The organism is Mycobacterium sp. 1245111.1, assembly GCF_001673405.1.
In the GTDB taxonomy this organism is placed as follows: domain Bacteria; phylum Actinomycetota; class Actinomycetes; order Mycobacteriales; family Mycobacteriaceae; genus Mycobacterium.
In genome coordinates, this window is the sequence record NZ_LZLV01000012.1 from 80,063 (window position 1) to 101,181 (window position 21,119).

Below are 21,119 nucleotides of genomic sequence, written 5' to 3' on the forward strand. Positions count from 1 at the left end.
TTGGTTGAGCCGCACGAGGACCTGCCCGTCGATCCTCGCGCCGCGCGGGCCGCGTTCCGATCGGCCGTCCGGTACGCATCGGTGGCCGCGATCGGCGGACTGCTGTTCGGCTTCGACATCTCGACGACCAACCGTGCGGTCAAGGCGCTGCAGGTCACCTTTGGAATCGGCAATGGGATCCTGGGCTTCGCCGCGGCCTCGGCCGTGCTGGGTGCCGCGCTCGGTGCGGTGTTCGCCGGCCGGATCGGCGACCGGTTGGGTCGCCTGTCGATGATGAAGCTCTCGGCGGCTTCGTTTTTCGTATGCGGCCTCGGTGCCGGGCTGGCGACCAACATCTGGATGTTCATCGCCTTCCACCTCGTCGGCGGTATCGGCATCGGCTTCTCGTCGGTCGCGGCCCCGGCCTACATCGCCGAAGTCTCACCTCCGCGCTTCCGCGGTCGACTCGGCTCGCTGCAACAGCTCGCTATCGTGTGCGGCCTGTTCGGAGCGATGGCGTTGACGTGGGTGCCATTTCACCTCGCGGGCGGTGCGAGCAAGCCACTCTGGCTGGGCCTGGCGGCATGGCGGTTTACCTACCTCAGCGAGTTGCTCTTGGCGTTGGTGTACTTCGCACTGCTGCTCACCATTCCCGAGTCGCCGCGCTATCTGGTTGCCCGGCAACGTGTTCCGCAGGCCCGTCGGGTGCTGTCCACGCTGCTGAGTGAACGCGACGCCCAGCACACCATCGCCCGGATCGCCGAGACCCTCGATCAAGAGAAGCCGCAGTCGTGGCGCGATCTGCGTAAACCGACCGGCGGGCTGTACGGCATCGTCTGGGTCGGCCTGGGGCTGGCCGTCTTTCAGCAGTTCGTCGGCATCAACGTGATCTTCAACTACTCCGATTTGCTCTGGGAGACAGTGGGGTTCGGCGAAAAGTCGTCGTTCACCATCGGACTGGTGACCACCGGGGTCAATGTGCTGATTACGTTGGTGGCGATCGCGCTGATCGACCGGCTCGGTCGCAGACCGCTGCTGCTGGCGGGATCGGCAGGCATGTCGCTGATGCTGATCACGATGACGGTCGTTTTCGCCGGCGCCTCCGTCCGCAACGGTCAGCCGCAACTCGACGGGGCGTCCGGGATCGTCGCGCTGGTGGCGGCCGACCTGTTCGTGGTCGCGTTCGCCGTGTCCTGGGGGCCGGTGTTGTGGGTGCTGCTGGGCGAGATGTTCCCCAACCGGATCCGTTCGGCGGCGCTGGGTCTGGCATCGGGTGTGCAGTGGATGGCCAACTGGACCATCGCGGTGACGTTCCCGGCGCTGCGTCACACGCTCGTCGCCGCCTACTGCTTCTATGCGCTGTGCGCGGTGCTGTCGCTGGTTTTCGTCTGGCGATGGGTGCGCGAAACCAACGGGGTGTCGTTGGAGGACATGCCCGACGACGCGGTCGCGACGCATTAGTGACCCGAAACCGCCGTGACTTTGCTTAGTCGCCCATGAAACAATCGCTGGCCGTGAAGACCTTCGAGGATTTGTTCGCCGAACTCGGTGAACGCGCCCGCACCCGCCCGCCCGGCAGCGGCACCGTCGCCGCGCTGGACAGCGGCGTGCATACCCTCGGCAAGAAGATCCTCGAAGAGGCCGGCGAAGTGTGGCTGGCCGCCGAGCACGAGTCCGACGACGCGCTGGCCGAGGAGATCAGCCAGTTGCTGTATTGGGCCCAGGTGCTGATGATCGCCCGCGGGCTCACGCTCGACGACGTGTACCGGAAGCTGTAGATGACACCGCACAGCCGCAACGGGTCCGCCAATCTCCGTGTCGCGGTTCCCAACAAGGGGGCGCTGAGCGAGTCGGCCGTCGAGATCCTGTCCGAGGCCGGCTACCGGCGTCGCACCGATCCCAAAGACCTGACCGTGATCGACCCGCACAACCACGTCGAGTTCTTCTTTCTGCGCCCCAAGGACATCGCCATTTACGTGGGCTCCGGTGAGCTCGACTTCGGCATCACCGGAAGGGACTTGGCCCGTGAGTCTCGCGCACCCGTGCACGAACGTCTCGCGCTGGGCTTCGGCTCGTCCACTTTCCGCTATGCCGCACCGGCCGGACGCAATTGGACTATCGACGACCTCGCGGGCCGCCGCATCGCCACGGCATACCCGAACATCGTGCGAGAAGACTTGGCGGCCCGCGGTATTGAGGCCACCGTCATCCGGCTGGACGGCGCAGTAGAGATCTCGGTACAGCTCGGGGTGGCCGATGCGATCGCCGACGTGGTGGGCTCCGGCCGCACCCTGAACCTGCACAACCTGGTGGCCTTCGGTGAAACGCTATGCGACTCAGAGGCAGTACTCATCGAGCAGGTGAGCCCCGACGTCGCCGACGGCGGCCCGGACGCGGCGGCCCGCGACCAACTCGTGGCCCGAGTCCAGGGCGTGGTGTTCGGCCAGCAGTACCTGATGCTCGATTACGACTGTCCGCGTTCAGTTCTCGACGAAGCCACGTCGATCACACCCGGCTTGGAATCACCCACGATCGCCCCCTTGGCCGATCCCGGATGGGTGGCCGTGCGGGCGCTGGTGCCGCGTCGAGATGTCAACGCGATCATGGACGAGTTGGCGGCCATCGGGGCGAAAGCGATCTTGGCGTCGGACATCCGGTTCTGCCGGTTCTGATCACGCTTGCATCGTGCCGCCGGCGTTGCTGTGTTAGCGTCCGCCTAGAGCCGCGTTTTCCAGCGCTAGGAGAGTCGCAATGACCCATTTCTATGTTCTGCTGCTTGCTCTCGGAGTCGGCGTGATCGCCGGTTTACGAACCTTCACCGCGCCGGCCGTCCTTAGTTGGGCGGCCGTGCTGCATTGGATCAACCTCAACAACACCTGGGCGTCCTGGGTCGGCAACCTGATCACCGCGATCATCTTCAGCCTGCTGGCGGTCGGGGAGCTGTTCCTCGACAAGCAACCCAAGACCCCGCCCCGCACGGCGCCACCGTCATTCGTCGCCCGGCTCATCTCGGGTGGGTTCGTGGGAGCGCTCGTCGGCACGGTATGGGCGGTCACCTACAGCGCACTCGGCGCCGGCGTGGTCGGCGCCGTGCTCGGGACGATGCTCGGATACCAGGCGCGCGCCCGGCTGTCCGGGTCGTTTGGCCGTGACCTGCCGGCGGCGCTGCTCGAGGACGTCGTCGCCGTCGGCGGTGGATTCGCGCTCGCGGCCGTCATCACCGCTCTGTGACACGGCGTTTCGACGCGATCGTCGTCGGCGCCGGCCAGGCCGGCCCCCCACTGGCCGGACGGCTGACCGCCGCCGGCCAGACCGTTGCGATGGTCGAGCGCAAGCTGTTTGGCGGCACCTGCGTCAACACCGGATGCATCCCGACCAAGACGCTGGTGGCCAGCGCCTACGCCGCGCATCTGGCCCGTCGCGGCGCCGACTTCGGCGTCAGCACCGGCCCGGTCGACGTCGACATGGCCAAAGTCAAGGCGCGCAAGGACGGCATCGTGCTCGACGACCGCAACGGCGTCGAAGGTTGGCTGGACGGCATGGACGGTTGTACGGTCTTTCGCGGCCATGCCCGATTCGAAGACCCGCACACAGTGCGGGTCGGGGATGACACGTTGCACGCCGACCGGATTTTCCTCAATGTCGGCGGACGCGCGGTGGTACCGGACATTCCCGGGCTGGCCGATGTCGATTACCTGACCAACGTGTCGATTCTCGAACTCGACACGGTGCCCGAACATCTCGTCGTCGTGGGCGGCAGCTACATCGCACTCGAATTCGCCCAGATGTACCGCCGCTTCGGCGCTCACGTGACCGTCGTCGAAAAGGGCCCGCGGCTGGCCTCCCGCGAAGACCACGATGTCTCCGACACCATCCGGGAGATCCTGGAGAACGAAGGCATCGACATCGTCGTCGCCGCCGACGATATCCGGATAACCAAGCGCGTCAACGGGTTCGAACTGACTCCGCGGCCGGGCGCGGCACCGATAGCGGGCAGTCACCTCTTACTTGCGGTGGGGCGACGGCCCAACACCGATGATCTCGGCCTGGACCGGGCGGGGGTAGCCACCGACGAGCATGGCTACATCGTCGTCGACGACCAACTGCGAACCAGCGTCGAGCACATTTGGGCGCTGGGGGACTGCAACGGCAAGGGCGCCTTCACTCATACCTCGTACAACGATTTCGAAATCGTCGCCGCCAACCTGCTCGACAACGACCCTCGGCGGGTGAGCGATCGGATCGCCACATACGCGCTCTACATCGACCCGCCGCTCGGGCGGGCCGGGATGACCGTCGAGCAGGTGCGCGCGTCGGGCCGCCCCGCGCTGGTCGGCCAGCGGCCGATGACACGGGTCGGCCGTGCGGTGGAAAAGGGTGAGACACAAGGCTTTATGAAGGTCGTCGTCGATGCCGAGACGCAGCAGATCCTCGGGGCGGCGATCTTGGGTGTGGGCGGCGACGAGGCCATCCACGGCATCCTCGACACGATGTCGGCCAAAGCGCCCTACACGACGTTGGCCCGAACGATGCACATCCACCCGACCGTCAGTGAGCTGATACCGACCATGCTGCAGGAGATGTCACCGCTGCAGTAGTCGGCGCTCACGCCGCCGGGTCTGCCACGTGCAGGACGGTGTCGGCGTCGCCGTCGTCGGGAAGTTCCGGCCAGCCGGGATACGGCGGGGGTGTGCCGCCGAACACCGGACAGTGCGAGTGGTGGGCGCACCAGTCGCACAGCCGCGACGGGCGGGGCCGGAAATCTCCTGTGGCACCGGCAGACTGGATGGCATGCCAAATCGCCATCAGGGTCTTCTCGAAGCGCACGAGTTCTGCTTCGTCGGGGGAGTAGTCCAACAGCTGGCCGTCCGACAGATAGATCAGCCGTAGCCGCGTCGGCAGCACACCGCGTGACCGCAACAAGGCAACCGCGTAGAACTTCATTTGGAACATGGCCTTGAACTCGGCAAGCGCTCGCGCTTCCGGCGGGGCTTTGCCGGTCTTGTAGTCCACCACCCGTAACTCGCCGGTCGGCGCGACGTCGATGCGGTCGATGATCCCGCGCAGCAGGGTGCCGTCAGCCAGCTCGACCTCGATGCGCTGCTCGCAGCTCTGCGGGTCGAACCGGGTCGGGTCTTCCAGGCTGTAGTAGCCGGACAGCAACTTGCGGGCCTCGTCGAGCAGTTGCGTCTGCTGTTCGGCGCCGAGTTGCTCGGCCAGCGCGGGTTCGGCGGCGATCACCTGTTCCCACGCCGGGCCGACCAACGCATCGACGGTCTGCGGGCCCCGCTCGGCGGCGGGCAGACCGTAGAGCTGCTCCAACGCGGCGTGGACCACCGATCCGCGCACCTGCGCGGTGGACGGCGGCTCGGGCAGCCGGTCGATTGCCCGGAAGCGGTAGAGCAGTGGGCACTGCTTGAAATCGGCCGCCCGCGACGGTGACAGGGCGGGCCGCCGCCTGGCCGGCTTCTCCGTGTGGTCACCCATACCCGCAGCCTAGAAGCCAGGTCGGACAACCCCGCGCACCTCCGGCGGCGCGTCTGCTGGCAGGCTTGTCCGCTGTGTCCGCTACTGGCCCGTTCGTCGTCGGTGACCGCGTGCAGCTCACCGACGCCAAGGGGAGGCACTACACGATGGTGCTCAGCCCCGGTAGCGAGTTTCACACTCACCGCGGCGCGATCATGCACGACGCGGTGATCGGGCAGCCGGAAGGCAGCGTGGTCAAGTCCGCCAACGGCGACCAGTTCCTGGTGCTACGGCCGCTACTGGTCGACTACGTGCTGTCGATGCCGCGCGGTGCACAGGTGGTCTATCCGAAGGATGCCGCGCAGATCGTGCACGAGGGCGACATCTTTCCCGGCGCACGGGTGTTGGAGGCGGGGGCCGGATCCGGGGCGCTGACGTGCTCGCTGCTGCGCGCGGTCGGGCCGGACGGGCAGGTGATCTCCTACGACGTACGCGCCGACCACGCCGAACACGCACGCCGCAACGTGGAGACGTTCTTCGGCTGTCTCCCGCAGAACTGGGAGCTGGTGATCGGCGACGTCGCGGACGCCGACCTGCCCGATGGCTCGGTCGACCGGGCGGTGTTGGACATGCTCGCGCCGTGGGACGTGCTCGGGCGGGTATCGCGCGCGCTGGTGGCCGGCGGCGTGCTGATGATCTACGTGGCGACCGTGACACAGCTGTCCAAGGCGGTGGAAGCGCTACGCGCACAACAGTGTTGGACGGAGCCGCGGGCTTGGGAGACGATGCAGCGCGGCTGGAACGTCGTCGGGCTGGCGGTGCGGCCCCAACACAACATGCGCGGGCACACCGCGTTCTTGGTGTTCGCGCGCAAGCTGGCCCCCGGCGCTGTCACGCCGACCCCGTTGCGTCGAAAGCAGCGTCCCACCGAGCCGGGGTCAGTCGTCGCTGCGGAGCAAATCCCTTCGGACGGAGAGTAATTCGAACTCCGGATGCGCGGCGACCAGACGCTCGGCGGCGTCGAGAACGTCGACGGCATGTCGCCGATCCGCCGACGCGATCGCGACACCGATTCCGGCCCGTCGATGCAGCTCCTGTGACGCGGTCTCGGCGGCCGAGACGCTGAATTTGCGTTGCAGCTCCGCGACGACGGGGCGCACCACCGACCGCTTCTGCTTGAGCGAGCGCACGTCACCGAGCAGCACGTCGAACTCGAGCCAACCGATCCACACGTCGGTCAGTGCCCAGGCGTCGTCGGCGACTCGGTGGCGTCGGCGCGGAACGCCAACAGCACATCTGCGGTCCGCGCGGAAAGCTGCCAACCGCCTTGGTAGGGCTTGAATTCCATCGGGAACGCGAAATGCGGGCCCTTCGGATTGGAGGAGCTGACGTCGACGTTGGCCACCACGTCGGCCGGATCGCGGTCGGACCAATTGACATCGCGCACATCGAATTTCGCCGGGGTGTAACCGCCGTTGATCAACGCGTCGGCGAATTGGTCGAACACGCCGGCGCTTTCCGGCGTGGCGCCTTCGACCAGGTTCAGCTTCTGCGCGCCTGGCACCGACTTATCGGCCAGCCGAGACAGCACGCCCGCCAGCGCCTCGGGCGGCGGCAGGGGCGCGGCCTGCGGGCCCAGCGTCGGATTCGGTGACGCGGACGCCGACGGTGGGGCGCTTGCCGGCGACCCTTGGTCCTCGTCGCTGGAACACCCGGGAAGCCCAAGCGCTGCCGCTGCTGCGGCGGTACTCAAGACTGCGGCGAGGCCCCGGCGCATCCGGTTGCCGTCAGCGCGAACGCAGCGCCGAGACGAGCGTCATCGCGGAGTCGTGCGACAGCTTCCACCCGCCCTGATCGACGAACCGGAGGTACTCCGGCGTCGGCGCCAGGCGTGGGCCCGACGCGGTGAGGGTCGCAGTGGCGGCACCCGGACCGGAGGGCACGATGTTGGTGATGTTGAACGTCAGCGGCAGGCTGCCTTTTTGAGCGGCCTTCTGCAATTCGTGGTCGGCGATGCCGATCGGAACCGGGATGCCGCCCTCGACGAGATCGCCCTTCTGGGCGAACGACACGCTCGGGTCCTGGAGCGCGTTGAGGACGGTCGTGAGCTGGGCCGCGCTGGGGACATCGACCCCGGCCGGTGCGATCGGGTCCAGGGGTAGCGGGGCGCCGAAAACGACCGGCTGAACGCTCGGCGACACAGCGGTGACGGGTGCAATACAGGTCACACCCGCGGCGGCGGCACCGATGGCGGCCATCGCCGCCATGCCTGTGGCTAGGGTTTTCACTGTCACGAAGGTCCTCTCGGTAAAGCCGACTAAACAAGATGTTAACGCTGTTGCCAGTGTGCCCCATTTCGAGTTCCCGCATGAAACGGAAATCGCCGGTAGCGTTGAGGTATCCACCGCACCACCGTGCCGGGGCGGGAAAGGAGCGCACGATGGGTGAATTTGACCGTGAACCGTTCGGTAGCCCGCGCGAACCGGATCTCACCAACGAGGACGCCGCCGAGTTGGAAGAGCTTCGTCGCGAGGCCTCGATTCTGCGCGAGCAGCTCGACAGTGCCGCGGGATCGCAGGGCGCTGGACGGAGTCCACGCGATATTCACCAGCTAGAGGCGCGGATCGATTCGTTGGCGTCACGCAATTCCAAGCTGATGGAAACCCTCAAGGAAGCCCGTCAGCAGCTGCTGGCGCTGCGCGAAGAGGTCGACCGTCTTGGACAGCCGCCCAGCGGCTACGGCGTGCTGTTGTCGACGCACGAAGACGACACGATCGACGTCTTCACCTCGGGGCGCAAGATGCGACTGACGTGCTCACCGAACATCGATGTGAGCTCGCTGCGCAAAGGTCAGACAGTTCGCCTCAACGAGGCGCTAACTGTCGTCGAGGCCGGCCTGTACGAATCCGTCGGCGAGATTTCAACTTTGCGCGAGGTGTTGGCCGACGGTCACCGCGCGCTGGTGGTCGGCCACGCCGACGAAGAGCGCATCGTGTGGCTGGCCGAGCCGTTGGTCGCCGAGGACCTGCCGGAGGGCCACCCCGACGCGCTCAACGACGACACCCGGCCGCGCCGGCTGCGTCCCGGTGACTCGCTTCTCGTCGACACCAAGGCGGGTTACGCGTTCGAGCGGATCCCCAAGGCCGAGGTCGAGGACCTGGTGCTGGAAGAGGTTCCCGACGTCACCTACAACGACATCGGCGGACTGGGCCGCCAGATCGAGCAGATTCGCGACGCGGTCGAGCTGCCGTTCCTGCACAAGGAGCTCTACCGCGAGTACGCGTTGCGTCCACCCAAGGGTGTGCTGCTCTACGGTCCACCCGGATGCGGAAAGACGTTGATTGCCAAGGCCGTTGCCAACTCGCTGGCCAAGAAGATGGCGGAGGTCCGCGGCGACGACGCGCGCGAGGCCAAGTCGTACTTCCTCAACATCAAGGGCCCCGAGCTGCTGAACAAGTTCGTCGGCGAGACCGAGCGCCACATCCGGCTGATCTTCCAGCGCGCCCGCGAGAAGGCGTCGGAGGGCACGCCGGTGATCGTGTTCTTCGACGAGATGGACTCGATCTTCCGCACCCGCGGCACCGGGGTTTCCTCCGATGTGGAGACCACCGTCGTCCCGCAGTTGCTCAGCGAGATCGACGGTGTCGAGGGTCTGGAGAACGTCATCGTGATCGGCGCCTCCAACCGTGAGGACATGATCGACCCCGCGATCCTTCGGCCCGGCCGTCTGGACGTGAAGATCAAAATCGAGCGCCCGGACGCCGAATCGGCGCAGGACATCTTCTCGAAGTACCTGACCGACGAATTGCCGGTCAACGCCGACGATCTCGCCGAGTTCGGGGGCGACCGCTCGCTGTGCATCAAGGCGATGATCGAAAAGGTCGTCGACCGGATGTACGCCGAAATCGACGACAACCGGTTCCTGGAAGTCACCTACGCCAACGGTGACAAAGAGGTCATGTACTTCAAGGACTTCAACTCCGGCGCGATGATTCAGAACGTCGTCGACCGCGCGAAGAAGAACGCGATCAAGGCGGTGTTGGAGAGCGGTCAAAAGGGTCTGCGCATCCAGCACCTGCTCGACTCGATCGTCGACGAGTTCGCCGAGAACGAAGACCTGCCCAACACCACCAACCCCGATGACTGGGCACGGATTTCGGGCAAGAAGGGCGAGCGGATCGTCTACATCCGCACGCTGGTCACCGGCAAGAGCTCGAGCGCTTCGCGGGCGATCGACACCGAGTCGAACCTCGGCCAATACCTGTAGAACTCAGCCGGCCAGCAGCGAATAACTGTTGGTCAGGTCGTCCTGAAGAACCTGTGCGGCGTGCGTGGTTGTGTCGATGCGCAACGGACTGGTCAGGGTGCGGGTCTGGTAAGTCCAGCCCTCGGGGAGATTGAGTCGCTCGCCGAGGCGGGCCAGGTCGGCCCGGGCCAAGTTGGGATCGACGATCTGGCTCCAGGTCTGCATCACCCATCGCCGTAACGCGGGGTCGTGCAATTCATAGACCTCTTCGCCCACGTCGTAGGTGAAGGCCGTGTGCCGGTGGACCTGGTTGGCGGTGTAGGGCGCCGGGTTCATCCCCGACAGCAACGTCTGTGCCTGCAGCGCCATCTCGATGCCGCCGAAATTCTTGACGATCCGCGGTCCCCGAGACACCTTCTCCAGCTCGTTCATCAGCCAGTACCGCGGCCCGTTGAGTAACGCTGCGGCAGCGCCGTTTTCGGCTGCGATCTGCTTGGCGTCGAGCGCAGCCCACAGGTCGGCGGGCAAATCGTTGAGTCCGAAGCTGTTGTAGACGGCCGCTTGCGGTCCAGCCTCGCCCGGCGTCACGAGAAGGACTTCGCCGTAGCGCTTTCCGGACAGCCCGGTGATGGGTTCGGCAGACACCAGGGTGAAGGTAATGACTTGGATCACCTGCGTCAATGGGACGGCCGCGGTTGTCCGGGCCGGGTCGACCTCGCCGCTATACGGTCGGGCGTCGCCCCGCTTCGCGGGCCGCATCGTCGTCGCGCCTAAGCTCGGGTGATGCAACGAATTATCGGTACGGAGGTCGAATACGGCATCTCGTCGCCGTCTGACCCGACCGCCAACCCGATCCTGACTTCCACGCAGGCGGTGCTGGCCTACGCGGCCGCCGCCGGTATTCAGCGCGCCAAGCGCACCCGGTGGGATTACGAGGTGGAATCACCGTTGCGCGATGCGCGCGGCTTCGACCTGAGCCGCTCGGCCGGTCCGCCCCCCGTGGTGGACGCCGACGAGGTCGGCGCGGCCAACATGATCCTGACCAACGGCGCCCGGCTCTACGTCGACCACGCCCACCCGGAATACTCCGCGCCGGAGTGCACTGACCCGCTGGACGCGGTGATCTGGGACAAAGCCGGCGAACGTGTGATGGAGGCCGCCGCGCGGCACGTCGCCAGCGTTCCCGGTGCCGCCAAATTGCAGCTGTACAAGAACAACGTCGACGGCAAGGGTGCTTCGTACGGATCCCACGAGAACTATCTGATGAGCCGCCAGACGCCGTTCTCCTCGGTGATCGCCGGGCTGACCCCATTTTTGGTGTCCCGCCAGGTCGTCACAGGCTCGGGGCGGGTCGGGATCGGGCCGTCCGGCGACGAGCCGGGCTTCCAGCTCTCCCAGCGATCCGACTACATCGAGGTCGAGGTCGGACTTGAGACCACACTCAAGCGCGGCATCATCAACACCCGCGACGAGCCGCACGCCGACGCCGATCGCTACCGGCGGCTGCACGTCATCATCGGCGACGCCAACCTCTCCGAGACGTCGACCTATCTCAAACTCGGCACCACCGCGCTGGCGCTCGATCTGATCGAAGAAGGCCACGCGCACGGGATCGACCTCAGCGACTTGGCGCTGGCCCGCCCGGTGCACGCCGTGCACGCGATCAGCCGCGACCCGTCGCTGCGCGCCACCATCGCGCTGGCCGACGGGCGAGAGCTGACAGCACTTGCGCTGCAACGTATTTACCTGGATCGGGTGGCGAAGTTGATCGACAGCCGTGACCCCGACCCGCGCGCGACCGACGTCGTCGAGACCTGGGCGCACGTCCTCGATCTGCTCGAGCGCGACCCGATGGAATGCGCCGAGCTCCTGGACTGGCCGGCGAAGCTACGCCTTCTCGAAGGTTTCCGGCACCGCGAGAACTTGAGCTGGTCGGCGCCGCGGCTGCATCTGGTCGACCTGCAGTACTCCGATGTCCGACTGGACAAGGGCCTGTACAACCGGCTGGTCGCGCGCGGATCGATGAAGCGTCTGGTCACCGAACAGCAGGTGATCGACGCGGTCGACAACCCGCCGACCGACACCCGGGCGTACTTCCGCGGGGAATGTCTGCGCCGATTCGGAGCCGACATCGCGGCGGCCAGCTGGGACTCCGTGATTTTCGATCTGGGTGGTGATTCGCTCGTGCGCATCCCGACGCTAGAGCCGCTACGTGGCAGCAAGGCCCACGTCGGGGCGCTATTGGACTCGGTGGACAGCGCCGTCGAATTGGTGGAGCAGCTGACCACCTGACGAGCCGGACACGGGGCTTTCCCCTGAGCATTAACGCTATTGACCGGTAGGGTGGAGAAACCGACGGGCGTGTTTCACGCCCGATAACGATGCAGGAGGCAGCGATGGCCCAGGAGCAGACCAAGCGCGGTGGTGGCGGTGGCGATGACGACGACCTCACTGCCAGCACGGCCGCGGGCCAGGAGCGTCGCGAGAAGCTGACCGAGGAGACCGACGATCTGCTCGATGAGATCGACGATGTTCTGGAAGAGAACGCCGAAGACTTCGTTCGCGCATACGTCCAAAAGGGCGGACAGTGACCTGGCCTAACCGCGATCGCCTGGCCACGAATTCTGCCCTCCCCGGAACCGCCTCTGGCGGCCTGTCCTCTTTCACCGATTACCTGCGCCATGCGGCGCCGGAGCTGCTGCCCGCGAGCATGGGCGGCGGTACCGACGCGATCACGCCGAGTTCCGCGCTGCCGCACGGCACAACGATCGTCGCGCTGAAGTATCCCGGCGGGGTGCTGATCGCCGGTGACCGTCGTTCGACCCAGGGCAACATGATCGCCGGGCGCGACGTGCAGAAGGTCTACATCACCGACGACTACACCGCGACCGGGATCGCCGGCACCGCAGCGATCGCCGTCGAGTTCGCCCGCCTGTACGCCGTCGAACTCGAGCACTACGAGAAGCTGGAAGGCGTACCACTGACCTTCGCGGGCAAGGTGAACCGGCTCGCAATCATGGTGCGCGGCAACCTCGCTGCGGCGATGCAGGGTCTGGTGGCGCTGCCACTGCTGGTCGGCTTCGACATCGACGATCCCGATTCGGAGAAGGCCGGCCGCATCGTCTCCTTCGACGCCGCCGGTGGGTGGAACCTCGAGGAAGAGGGCTACCAGTCGGTGGGCTCGGGTTCGCTCTTCGCCAAGTCGTCGATTAAGAAGCTGTATTCCCAAGCGACTGACGCGGATTCGGCCCTGCGCGTCGCGGTGGAAGCGCTCTACGACGCGGCCGACGACGACTCGGCCACCGGTGGGCCCGACCTGGTCCGCGGAATTTTCCCCACCGCCGTCACGATCGGTGTCGACGGCGCCGTCAACGTCGCCGAGCAGCGCATCGCCGAGCTGGCCCGGGAAGTCATCCAACGACGTTCCCGCGCTGACACTTTCGGCCCTGACGCCGCCGATCGACCGGGGATTGACTCATGAGCTTTCCGTATTTCATCTCGCCCGAACAGGCGATGCGGGAGCGCAGCGAGCTCGCCCGCAAAGGCATCGCGCGTGGCCGCAGCGTGGTCGCGCTGGCCTACTCCGGGGGAGTCCTGTTCGTGGCCGAGAACCCGTCGCGCTCACTGCAGAAGATCAGCGAACTCTACGACCGCGTGGGCTTTGCCGCGGTCGGCCGGTTCAACGAATTCGACAACCTGCGCCGCGGCGGCATCCAATTCGCCGACACCCGCGGCTACGCCTACGACCGCCGCGACGTGACGGGCCGCCAGCTGGCCAACGTGTATGCGCAGACGCTGGGCACGATCTTCACCGAGCAGGCCAAGCCGTACGAGGTCGAACTCTGCGTTGCCGAGGTCGCGCATTACGGCGAGACCAAAGCGCCTGAGCTGTACCGGATTACCTACGACGGATCGATCGCCGACGAGCCGCACTACGTGGTGATGGGCGGTGCGACCGAGCCGATCACCAACGCGCTCAAGGAGTCTTACGCCGAGAACGCCAATCTGGCCGATGCGATGCACGTGGCGGTGGAGGCTCTCGAGGCGGGCCGCGCGGAGGGTTCCAGCAACGACCAGCCTCCCTTGAGTGTGGAGAACTTGGAAGTCGCCATCCTTGACGCCAACCGGCCGCGGCGCGCATTCCGCCGCATCACCGGCGCCGCGCTGGAGCGTCTGGCGCCCGTGCGAAACGGCTCTGGGTCGTCGGACGACTCGGCGGAGAAATCGACGAAATAGGCGCTGTCCCGTGGTGATCGGCTTGCTGCTAGCGCTGGGCTGTTCGGTCTGCTACGGCACGGCGACGGTGTTGCAGGCCGCGGCGGCCCGCTCGGTGGACACCGGCACCAGCGATTCCGGCGTCGACGCCGCCCTGCTGCTGCGGGCCTTGCGGCAGTGGCGTTACCTGTTGGGCATCGCGTTGGACGGCGCGGGGTTTCTACTGCAGATCGCGGCGCTGAAGCTGGTTCCGATCTATGTGGTCGCGGCGGCGATCGCCGGCTCGTTGGCCGTCACCGCGATCGTGGCGGCGTGGTTGCTGCACACGCGTTTGTCCGCGACTGAATGGGCCGCCGTGGCGGTGGTGTGCGGGAGCCTGGCGATGCTCGGTCTTGCCGCCGGGCCCGAGGGCGATTCGCGTGGGCCGGCCGGGCTGGGCTGGGGGCTGCTGGTGGTCGCCGCCGCCGTGTTCGCGGCCGGCGCGGTCGCGGGCCGCCTCGGTAACCGAACCCGCGCGCTCGTGCTGGGGTTCGGCGCCGGAGCGGGTTTCGGTGTCGTCGAGATCGCGGTCCGGTTGACCGATTCGATCGACTTCACCGAGGCCACGTTCTGGGCCAATCCCGCCGTGTACGCACTGATCGCCGGCGGGGCGGCCGGTTTTCTGCTGCTGACCTCGGCGTTGAGCCGCGGGTCGGTGACCACCGCCGTCGCCGGAATGGTGGTCGGCGAGACGGTGGGCCCCGCCCTGGTCGGGGTGGCATGGCTGGGTGACCGCACCCGGCCTGGCCTGGATTGGATGGTCGAGACCGGCTTCGTGGTCGCGGTTCTCGCGGCGCTTGCGTTGAGCCGGTTCGGCGAGGCGCCCGAGCCCGTCGAGTCGTTGAATTAGGCCGTGCGGCAACCGCTTCGGCGGGTCAGCGGCGTGGCTGTCGGGAGAACACGTTCGCCAGGTTGACCGCGGTGCCCAGAGTCGGGGCAAGGGCGGGCGCGACACCGAGTAGAAGGTCGCAAGGCGCCAATGCGGTGTTGGCGGCCATCGGGTCGAGGATCGAGTCAAGGTAGTTACCGGCCGCGAGCTGATCCGCGATAATCGCCGCGTCATAGGCGGGCAGGCTGGTGAGCAACGCGTTGATGGAATCGACGAAGGGCGACTCCGGCGGAGGCATAGAGGCGTTGTTTCTCGAGAGCAGGCTTAGAAAATAGACATATGCCCGATAAGGTAACGGCGTGAATTTCGAATCGGGGTGGCGAATCCGGAGGGGTGCCCGCCGGGAACCGATCACAGGTCGGCGCGCAATGCGCCACTCGCGGTGGGGGTTGCTCACCTGTGGCAGATTCAGCAAGTAGGCTCGAATTGTGCAGCGGCGAATCATGGGCATCGAGACCGAATTCGGCGTCACCTGCACATTTCATGGGCATCGGCGACTGTCGCCCGACGAAGTGGCCCGCTACCTGTTTCGACGGGTGGTTTCGTGGGGCCGCAGCTCCAACGTTTTCCTGCGCAACGGCGCCCGGCTCTACCTCGATGTCGGTAGCCATCCCGAGTACGCCACCGCCGAATGCGACAGCCTCGTCCAGCTGGTCACCCACGACCGCGCCGGCGAGCGGGTGCTCGAAGACCTGCTGATCGACGCCGAACAGCGACTGGCCGACGAGGGCATCGGCGGCGACATCTACCTGTTCAAGAACAACACCGACTCGGCGGGCAACTCCTATGGCTGCCACGAGAACTACCTGATCGTGCGGGCCGGTGAATTCTCCCGGATCTCCGACGTGTTGCTGCCGTTCCTGGTCACCCGCCAGCTGATCTGTGGCGCCGGCAAGGTGCTGCAAACCCCGAAGGCCGCGACCTTCTGCCTGTCGCAGCGCGCCGAACACATCTGGGAGGGTGTCTCCTCGGCCACCACCCGTAGCCGTCCGATCATCAACACTCGCGACGAGCCGCACGCCGATGCCGAGAAATACCGGCGTCTGCACGTCATCGTCGGCGACTCCAACATGTGCGAGTCGACCACGATGCTCAAGGTGGGCACCGCGGCGCTGGTGCTGGAAATGATCGAAGCCGGAGTGGCTTTCCGCGACTTCTCGCTCGACAACCCGATTCGCGCCATCCGCGAAGTCAGCCACGACGTCACCGGCCGGCGGCCGGTGCGGCTGGCCGGCGGGCGTCAGGCCAGTGCGCTGGACATCCAGCGGGAGTACTACGCGCGCGCCGTCGAACACCTGCAGACTCGCGAACCCAACGCCCAGATCGAGCAGGTCGTCGACTTGTGGGGGCGCCAGCTCGACGCGGTGGAAAGCCAGGACTTCGCCAAGGTCGACACCGAAATCGACTGGGTGATCAAGCGCAAGCTGTTCCAGCGCTATCAGGATCGCTACGACATGGAGCTGTCCGACCCGAAGATCGCCCAGCTCGACCTGGCGTACCACGACATCAAGCGTGGCCGGGGTGTCTTCGACCTGCTGCAGCGCAAGGGTCTCGCGGCGCGGATCACCACCGACGAGGAGATCGACGCGGCCGTCGACGAGCCGCCGCAGACCACGAGGGCGCGACTGCGCGGTGAGTTCATCAGCGCCGCCCAAGCGGCCGGCCGCGACTTCACCGTCGACTGGGTGCACCTCAAGCTGAACGACCAGGCGCAGCGCACGGTCCTGTGCAAGGACCCGTTCCGGGCCGTCGACGAGCGGGTAAAGCGGCTGATCGCCAGCATGTAGTCAGAACAGCGTTGTCGAGCCTGTCGTGAAGACGAATCCGTGGTCGCCGGCTCGGCAGGCAAACATATTCTGATCATCCACGCCGCAGGTGAAGGCGTCGAAAACGATCTTGTGCAGCGGCGGCAGGAGTTTGAACTCGTCGGGACCGGGTTTGAAGTCCGGGTCCGGCGGCTGCTCTGCCTGGATCGTCGCAGCGAGGCCGGCGGCGAAGTTGACCTGCCAGAATCCGCCTTTGTCGGGTCGTGGACCGGAGCACCACAACCTGTGCAGGTAGTCGCGTGCATTCGACGAGCAACGTTGTCCGTCGGGCGTACTGAACGTCGGGCCGCCGAAGTACTGGCGCATGTTCATCGTGAAGTAGTCACGACTGTCGACTTGGGTGTAGCCCGAAAGATCCGGAAACGAGGTGTCGGTGAGCCGGATGCCGGCACCCGGCTGCAAGCAGTACGCCAGCACACCGACGAACGCAGCGACGACCCTTGGGGTGCCGAACGTCGGTCTGATCACGAAGTCAACCCTAGGGCCGGGCGAACCTCCCCTAGGGCGCAATTTCCGCCGAAGTGCTGTGGTCCGTTGACGATCCAGCGTCACCCCTTGCCCTAACCTCTTACGGGTGGCGGTATCCAAAGTCGAGCGGTTGATGAATCTGGTCATCGCACTGCTGTCCACCCGTAGCTACATCACTGCGGAGAAGATCCGCTCCAGCGTGGCCGGTTATGCGGACAGCGCCAGCGACGAAGCGTTCTCGCGAATGTTCGAGCGCGACAAGAACGAACTGCGCGACTTGGGCATCCCGCTGGAAACCGGCCGGGTGTCGTCCTATGACCCGGTGGAGGGTTACCGGATCAACCGCGACGCCTACGCGCTGCCTGCCGTCGAGTTGACCGGCGACGAGGCCGCCGCGGTCGCCGTGGCCACTCAGCTGTGGGAGTCGCCCGAGCTGATCACCGCGACGCAGGGCGCGCTGCTGAAGCTGCGCGCCGCGGGCGTCGACGTCGATCCGGACGCGCCGATCGCCATTGCGTCGCCGGCGGGCGGCGTCGGGCTGCGCGGCTCGGAAGACGTGCTCAACGCGCTGTTGTCGGCCATCACTGCACGGCGCGCCGTGCAGTTTCCGCATCGGCCGTCGTGGACCGATCCGTACACCATCCGCACGGTCGAGCCGTGGGGCGTCGTCACCGAAAAAGGCCGCTGGTACCTCGTCGGGCATGACCGCGACCGTGATGCCACCCGCACGTTCCGGCTGTCCCGGATCGGCGCCGAGGTGACGCCGATCGGCCCGGCCGGCGCCGTCAGCGTGCCCGCCGATGCCGACCTGCGCGACATCGTCGCCAAGGTCGTCGGTGACCCGCCGACGGGTGTCAGAGCTCAGGTGTGGGTTGCCGACGGGCGGGCCACCGCGCTGCGGCGGGCCGGGACCTCGTTGGGCGCGCGGCAGGTCAACGGCCGCGACGGCGAGGTCATCGAAGTTGACATCGGGGCCACCGGCCGGCTGGCCCGCGATATCGCCGGCTACGCCGCCGACGCCGTGGTGCTGGAGCCGGCAACGCTGCGCGACGAGGTATTGGACTTGTTGCGCGCCCACATCGAGGAGAACCGCGCATGACTCCCGTGTCGACCCGGCTGGTGCGGCTGTTGAACATGGTCCCGTACTTCCAGGCGAACCCTCGCGTCACTCGCGCCCAGGCCGCGGCTGACCTCGGTGTTTCGGTCAAGCAGCTGGGGGACGACCTCGACCAGCTGTGGCTGTGCGGCCTACCCGGTTACGGCCCCGGTGATCTGATTGACTTCGAGTTCACCGGCGACACCATCGAGGTGACGTTCTCCGCGGGGATGGACACCCCGCTGCAGCTGACCTCGCCGGAGGCGACCGGGTTGCTGGTGGCGCTTCGCGCGCTGGCCGACATCCCGGGTGTGGTCGATCCGGAAGCCGCACGAAGCGCGATCGCCAAGATCGAAGCCGCGGCTGGAGCGGCCGGACACGGCAACGACGTCGCCACGGCGGTCGACGAGCCCGCGCCGGTGGAGAGCGCGGCGGCCGCCGCGGTACGCGCCGCGGTCCGGGACAACAAGGCGCTGAGCATCGACTACTACGCCGCCTCGCACGACACGCTGGCCACCCGGATCGTCGACCCGATCCGGATCGTGCTGGTCGGCGATCAGAGCTATCTGGAGGCGTGGTCGCGCGACGCCGAAGGCGTCCGATTGTTCCGCTTCGACCGCATCGTCGAAGCCGCCGTGCTCGACGAGCCTTCTGCGCCACCGGAACCCGCGGTCCAGGCGCCGCCGGACACCTCTCTGTTCGACGCCGACCCGTCGCTGCCGTCAGCGAGGCTCCGGCTGGCTCCGGAGGCCTCCTGGATGTTCGAGTACTACCCGATGCGGCTATTGCAAAAGCTGCCCGACGGCTACTGCGAGGCGGCGATGACCTACGCCTCAGAAGACTGGATGGCACGTCAGGTCCTGGGCCTGGGGTCGGCGGTGCGAGTGCTGGGACCGGATTCGCTGGCCAAGCGGGTCGCCACCGATGCCGCGGCGGCGCTCGAGGCCTACCAGGCCGCGGCGCGGTCCGGCTGATCGAACCGCGGCTGCGGTAGCATCGTGGAGACATCTGGAGGTAAACAAAAGTGAATGCTCTGACTCCGGGTCACCTGGCTATCATCGCGGTCCTGGTGATTGTTTTGTTCGGCGCCAAGAGGCTTCCCGACGCCGCACGCTCACTGGGCAAGTCGTTGCGGATCTTCAAGTCTGAGGTCCGCGAGCTGCAAAGCGATAACAAACCCGAAGCGTCCGCCACCCAAGCCACACCGGCTCAGCCGGTGCACTCCGAGCGGGTAGAACCGCCGGCGGCTGACGGTCGTTCGGTCTAGCCTGGCTCCGCCGCCACGGCGCCCGAGCGCCAATCCACTATGCGCACCACCGGTTTATTCAGGCGGCTAGATCCCCGTACCCGTCGCAGCCGCGTCAATCCCGACGCGACCATGTCGCTCGTCGCCCACCTCACCGAGCTGCGCGCGCGGCTGCTGATCTCGCTGGCGGCGGTCGCGCTTACCACCGCCGTGGGCTTCGTCTGGTATTCGCAGTCGCTGTTCGGACTCGAGAGCCTGGGCGAGTGGCTGCGCCATCCCTACTGCGCGCTGCCGCCGTCCGCACGGGCCGACATCGCCAACGGTCAGTGCCGTTTGTTGGCAACCGCGCCGTTCGACCAGTTCATGCTGCGGCTCAAAGTCGCGTTGACGGCCGGTGTGGTGCTGGCCTGCCCGATGTGGCTGTACCAGCTCTGGGCGTTCATCACGCCGGGGTTGTACAAGAAGGAAAAGCGTTTCGCGGTCGCGTTCGTGGTGCCTGCGGCGGTGCTGTTCGTCACCGGGGCGGTGCTGGCCTATCTCGTGCTGGCCAAAGCCCTGCACTTCCTGTTGACGGTCGGCAGCGACGTGCAGGTGACGGCGCTGTCCGGTGATCGGTATTTCGGTTTCCTGATCAATCTGCTGCTGGTGTTCGGGGTGAGCTTCGAATTTCCGCTGCTGGTGGTGATGCTCAACTTCGTCGGGGTGCTGACCTACGAACGACTCAAATCGTGGCGACGTGGCCTGATCTTCGCGATGTTCGTCTTCGCGGCCGTCTTTACGCCGGGGTCTGACCCGTTCTCCATGACGGCGCTGGGCCTGGCGCTGACGCTGCTGCTCGAACTGGCCATCCAGATCGCCCGCGTGCACGACAAGCGCAAAGCCCGACGCGAAGCGCTCCTCGCCGCTGCAGCTCCAGCCGATGACGAAGCCTCCGTCATCGAGCCGCCGTCTATGGTCGAGCGGCCGTCCGCGGTCACCGCGCCGTCGAGCATGGCGGGACCTCATGACGACATCACCTGAGCCCGGCGGCGAATTAGCCCGATTCACAGCGGAATTGGCGTTCGAACTCGACCCCTTTCAGCGCCGGGCTTGCGCCGCACTGGAAGGCGGCCACGGTGTCCTGGTGTGTGCCCCGACCGGCGCCGGCAAAACGATCGTCGGTGAATTCGCGGTGCATCTGGCGCTCGCGTCGGGCGGAAAATGCTTCTACACCACTCCGATCAAGGCGCTGAGCAACCAGAAGCACAACGATTTCGTCGCTCGCTACGGCAAAGAGCGGATCGGGCTGCTCACCGGCGACCTGTCGGTGAACGCCGACGCCCCCGTGGTGGTGATGACCACCGAAGTGCTTCGCAACATGCTCTATGCGGATTCGCCTGCGCTGCGCGGACTTTCGTATGTCGTGATGGACGAGGTGCACTTCCTGGCCGATCGGATGCGCGGCGCGGTGTGGGAGGAGGTCATCCTGCACCTGCCCGACGACGTCCGACTGGTCAGCCTGTCGGCGACGGTGAGCAACGCCGAGGAGTTCGGCGGCTGGATTCAGACCGTGCGCGGCGACACCACGGTGGTGGTCGACGACCGCATGCCGCCGGTCCCCCGGTTCGTGGGCCTCGTAGTCGAAAAGGTCGAAAAGACGCTTGCCGACC

General features: G+C 66.5%; 25 protein-coding genes. 18 read left to right on the forward strand and 7 right to left on the reverse strand.

Annotated features, from left to right (window positions below; genetic code table 11):
* The 5 genes from A5658_RS02685 to A5658_RS02705 all read left to right on the forward strand — a co-directional run bounded on the left by A5658_RS02685 (nucleotide 1) and on the right by A5658_RS02705 (nucleotide 4,577).
* A complete protein-coding gene (locus A5658_RS02685; protein ID WP_197503018.1) occupies nucleotides 1–1,440 on the forward strand; it encodes a sugar porter family MFS transporter in 1,440 nt (479 codons plus the stop codon).
* 35 nt (nucleotides 1,441–1,475) lie between these two features.
* Nucleotides 1,476–1,757 (forward strand): phosphoribosyl-ATP diphosphatase, encoded by a 282-nt coding sequence (locus tag A5658_RS02690; protein WP_067330834.1) that lies wholly within the window; start codon nucleotides 1,476–1,478, stop codon nucleotides 1,755–1,757.
* The gene (hisG, locus tag A5658_RS02695; protein ID WP_067330837.1) at nucleotides 1,758–2,651 is read left to right on the forward strand and encodes an ATP phosphoribosyltransferase; all 894 of its coding nucleotides are present in this window, start codon (nucleotides 1,758–1,760) and stop codon (nucleotides 2,649–2,651) included.
* A gap of 79 nt (nucleotides 2,652–2,730) precedes the next feature.
* Nucleotides 2,731–3,210, forward strand: coding sequence for a DUF4126 family protein (locus A5658_RS02700; RefSeq protein WP_067330840.1), 480 nt, complete (start codon nucleotides 2,731–2,733; stop codon nucleotides 3,208–3,210).
* Complete coding sequence (locus A5658_RS02705) at nucleotides 3,207–4,577, forward strand: FAD-containing oxidoreductase (protein WP_067330843.1); 1,371 nt, start codon at nucleotides 3,207–3,209, stop codon at nucleotides 4,575–4,577. Before A5658_RS02700 ends, A5658_RS02705 begins: the two co-directional genes overlap by 4 nt.
* A 7-nt stretch (nucleotides 4,578–4,584) precedes the next feature.
* On the opposite strand, the gene A5658_RS02710 is transcribed toward A5658_RS02705, so the two are convergent.
* Nucleotides 4,585–5,466, reverse strand: a complete 882-nt coding sequence (locus tag A5658_RS02710) for a RecB family exonuclease (RefSeq protein ID WP_067330845.1) — start codon at nucleotides 5,464–5,466, stop codon at nucleotides 4,585–4,587.
* 74 nt (nucleotides 5,467–5,540) lie between these two features.
* Here A5658_RS02710 and trmI point away from each other — a divergent pair, with 74 nt between their 5' ends.
* Nucleotides 5,541–6,425 carry a tRNA (adenine(58)-N(1))-methyltransferase TrmI gene (trmI, locus tag A5658_RS02715; protein ID WP_067330848.1) on the forward strand — a complete coding sequence of 295 codons (885 nt, stop codon included), beginning with the start codon at nucleotides 5,541–5,543 and terminating at the stop codon, nucleotides 6,423–6,425.
* On the opposite strand, the gene A5658_RS02720 is transcribed toward trmI, so the two are convergent.
* Genes A5658_RS02720 through A5658_RS02730 form a run of 3 tightly spaced genes read right to left on the reverse strand, consistent with a single transcriptional unit; the run spans nucleotide 6,384 to nucleotide 7,712 of the window.
* Nucleotides 6,384–6,677, reverse strand: a complete 294-nt coding sequence (locus A5658_RS02720) for a DUF503 domain-containing protein (protein ID WP_067330850.1) — start codon at nucleotides 6,675–6,677, stop codon at nucleotides 6,384–6,386. The genes trmI and A5658_RS02720 overlap by 42 nt on opposite strands.
* A 5-nt stretch (nucleotides 6,678–6,682) precedes the next feature.
* Complete coding sequence (locus tag A5658_RS02725; RefSeq protein WP_067330852.1) at nucleotides 6,683–7,222, reverse strand: hypothetical protein; 540 nt, start codon at nucleotides 7,220–7,222, stop codon at nucleotides 6,683–6,685.
* A 10-nt stretch (nucleotides 7,223–7,232) separates the two neighbouring features.
* Nucleotides 7,233–7,712: a hypothetical protein gene (locus tag A5658_RS02730; RefSeq protein ID WP_082992897.1), complete on the reverse strand. Its 480-nt coding sequence runs from the start codon at nucleotides 7,710–7,712 to the stop codon at nucleotides 7,233–7,235.
* Between the two features lie 173 nt (nucleotides 7,713–7,885).
* Between A5658_RS02730 and arc the strand changes: the two genes are divergently transcribed.
* Complete coding sequence (arc, locus tag A5658_RS02735; RefSeq protein ID WP_067330857.1) at nucleotides 7,886–9,712, forward strand: proteasome ATPase; 1,827 nt, start codon at nucleotides 7,886–7,888, stop codon at nucleotides 9,710–9,712.
* A gap of 3 nt (nucleotides 9,713–9,715) precedes the next feature.
* On the opposite strand, the gene A5658_RS02740 is transcribed toward arc, so the two are convergent.
* Nucleotides 9,716–10,339, reverse strand: coding sequence for a hypothetical protein (locus A5658_RS02740; RefSeq protein WP_156751223.1), 624 nt, complete (start codon nucleotides 10,337–10,339; stop codon nucleotides 9,716–9,718).
* A 135-nt stretch (nucleotides 10,340–10,474) separates the two neighbouring features.
* Here A5658_RS02740 and dop point away from each other — a divergent pair, with 135 nt between their 5' ends.
* The 5 genes from dop to A5658_RS02765 all read left to right on the forward strand — a co-directional run bounded on the left by dop (nucleotide 10,475) and on the right by A5658_RS02765 (nucleotide 14,795).
* Entirely contained in the window at nucleotides 10,475–11,983 is a 1,509-nt protein-coding gene (gene dop / locus A5658_RS02745) for a pup deamidase/depupylase (protein ID WP_067330859.1), read from the forward strand.
* Between the two features lie 104 nt (nucleotides 11,984–12,087).
* Nucleotides 12,088–12,282 carry a ubiquitin-like protein Pup gene (locus A5658_RS02750; RefSeq protein ID WP_062540654.1) on the forward strand — a complete coding sequence of 65 codons (195 nt, stop codon included), beginning with the start codon at nucleotides 12,088–12,090 and terminating at the stop codon, nucleotides 12,280–12,282.
* Nucleotides 12,279–13,172, forward strand: coding sequence for a proteasome subunit beta (gene prcB / locus A5658_RS02755; RefSeq protein ID WP_067330861.1), 894 nt, complete (start codon nucleotides 12,279–12,281; stop codon nucleotides 13,170–13,172). Before A5658_RS02750 ends, prcB begins: the two co-directional genes overlap by 4 nt.
* Nucleotides 13,169–13,927 (forward strand): proteasome subunit alpha, encoded by a 759-nt coding sequence (gene prcA / locus A5658_RS02760; RefSeq protein ID WP_067330864.1) that lies wholly within the window; start codon nucleotides 13,169–13,171, stop codon nucleotides 13,925–13,927. The genes prcB and prcA overlap by 4 nt, the downstream gene beginning before the upstream one ends.
* Nucleotides 13,928–13,937: 10 nt before the next feature.
* Nucleotides 13,938–14,795, forward strand: coding sequence for a DMT family transporter (locus A5658_RS02765; RefSeq protein ID WP_197503019.1), 858 nt, complete (start codon nucleotides 13,938–13,940; stop codon nucleotides 14,793–14,795).
* Between the two features lie 25 nt (nucleotides 14,796–14,820).
* On the opposite strand, the gene A5658_RS02770 is transcribed toward A5658_RS02765, so the two are convergent.
* Nucleotides 14,821–15,072, reverse strand: coding sequence for a hypothetical protein (locus A5658_RS02770; RefSeq protein WP_067330866.1), 252 nt, complete (start codon nucleotides 15,070–15,072; stop codon nucleotides 14,821–14,823).
* Between the two features lie 190 nt (nucleotides 15,073–15,262).
* Between A5658_RS02770 and pafA the strand changes: the two genes are divergently transcribed.
* Nucleotides 15,263–16,621, forward strand: a complete 1,359-nt coding sequence (pafA, locus tag A5658_RS02775; protein ID WP_156751222.1) for a Pup--protein ligase — start codon at nucleotides 15,263–15,265, stop codon at nucleotides 16,619–16,621.
* Here the strand turns inward: pafA and A5658_RS02780 are convergent, their stop codons facing one another.
* Complete coding sequence (locus A5658_RS02780) at nucleotides 16,622–17,128, reverse strand: hypothetical protein (protein ID WP_067330869.1); 507 nt, start codon at nucleotides 17,126–17,128, stop codon at nucleotides 16,622–16,624.
* A gap of 106 nt (nucleotides 17,129–17,234) precedes the next feature.
* Between A5658_RS02780 and A5658_RS02785 the strand changes: the two genes are divergently transcribed.
* From A5658_RS02785 to A5658_RS02805, 5 genes are all read left to right on the forward strand, one after another.
* Nucleotides 17,235–18,227 carry a YafY family protein gene (locus A5658_RS02785; protein WP_067330871.1) on the forward strand — a complete coding sequence of 331 codons (993 nt, stop codon included), beginning with the start codon at nucleotides 17,235–17,237 and terminating at the stop codon, nucleotides 18,225–18,227.
* The gene (locus A5658_RS02790; protein WP_067330873.1) at nucleotides 18,224–19,198 is read left to right on the forward strand and encodes a YafY family protein; all 975 of its coding nucleotides are present in this window, start codon (nucleotides 18,224–18,226) and stop codon (nucleotides 19,196–19,198) included. Before A5658_RS02785 ends, A5658_RS02790 begins: the two co-directional genes overlap by 4 nt.
* Nucleotides 19,199–19,248: 50 nt before the next feature.
* Complete coding sequence (tatA, locus tag A5658_RS02795; protein ID WP_067330875.1) at nucleotides 19,249–19,491, forward strand: Sec-independent protein translocase subunit TatA; 243 nt, start codon at nucleotides 19,249–19,251, stop codon at nucleotides 19,489–19,491.
* A gap of 39 nt (nucleotides 19,492–19,530) precedes the next feature.
* A complete protein-coding gene (gene tatC / locus A5658_RS02800; RefSeq protein ID WP_082992898.1) occupies nucleotides 19,531–20,490 on the forward strand; it encodes a twin-arginine translocase subunit TatC in 960 nt (319 codons plus the stop codon).
* Nucleotides 20,474–21,119: DEAD/DEAH box helicase (locus tag A5658_RS02805; RefSeq protein WP_231997184.1), on the forward strand; the 646-nt coding region annotated here is incomplete at its 3' end. The genes tatC and A5658_RS02805, both read left to right, overlap by 17 nt.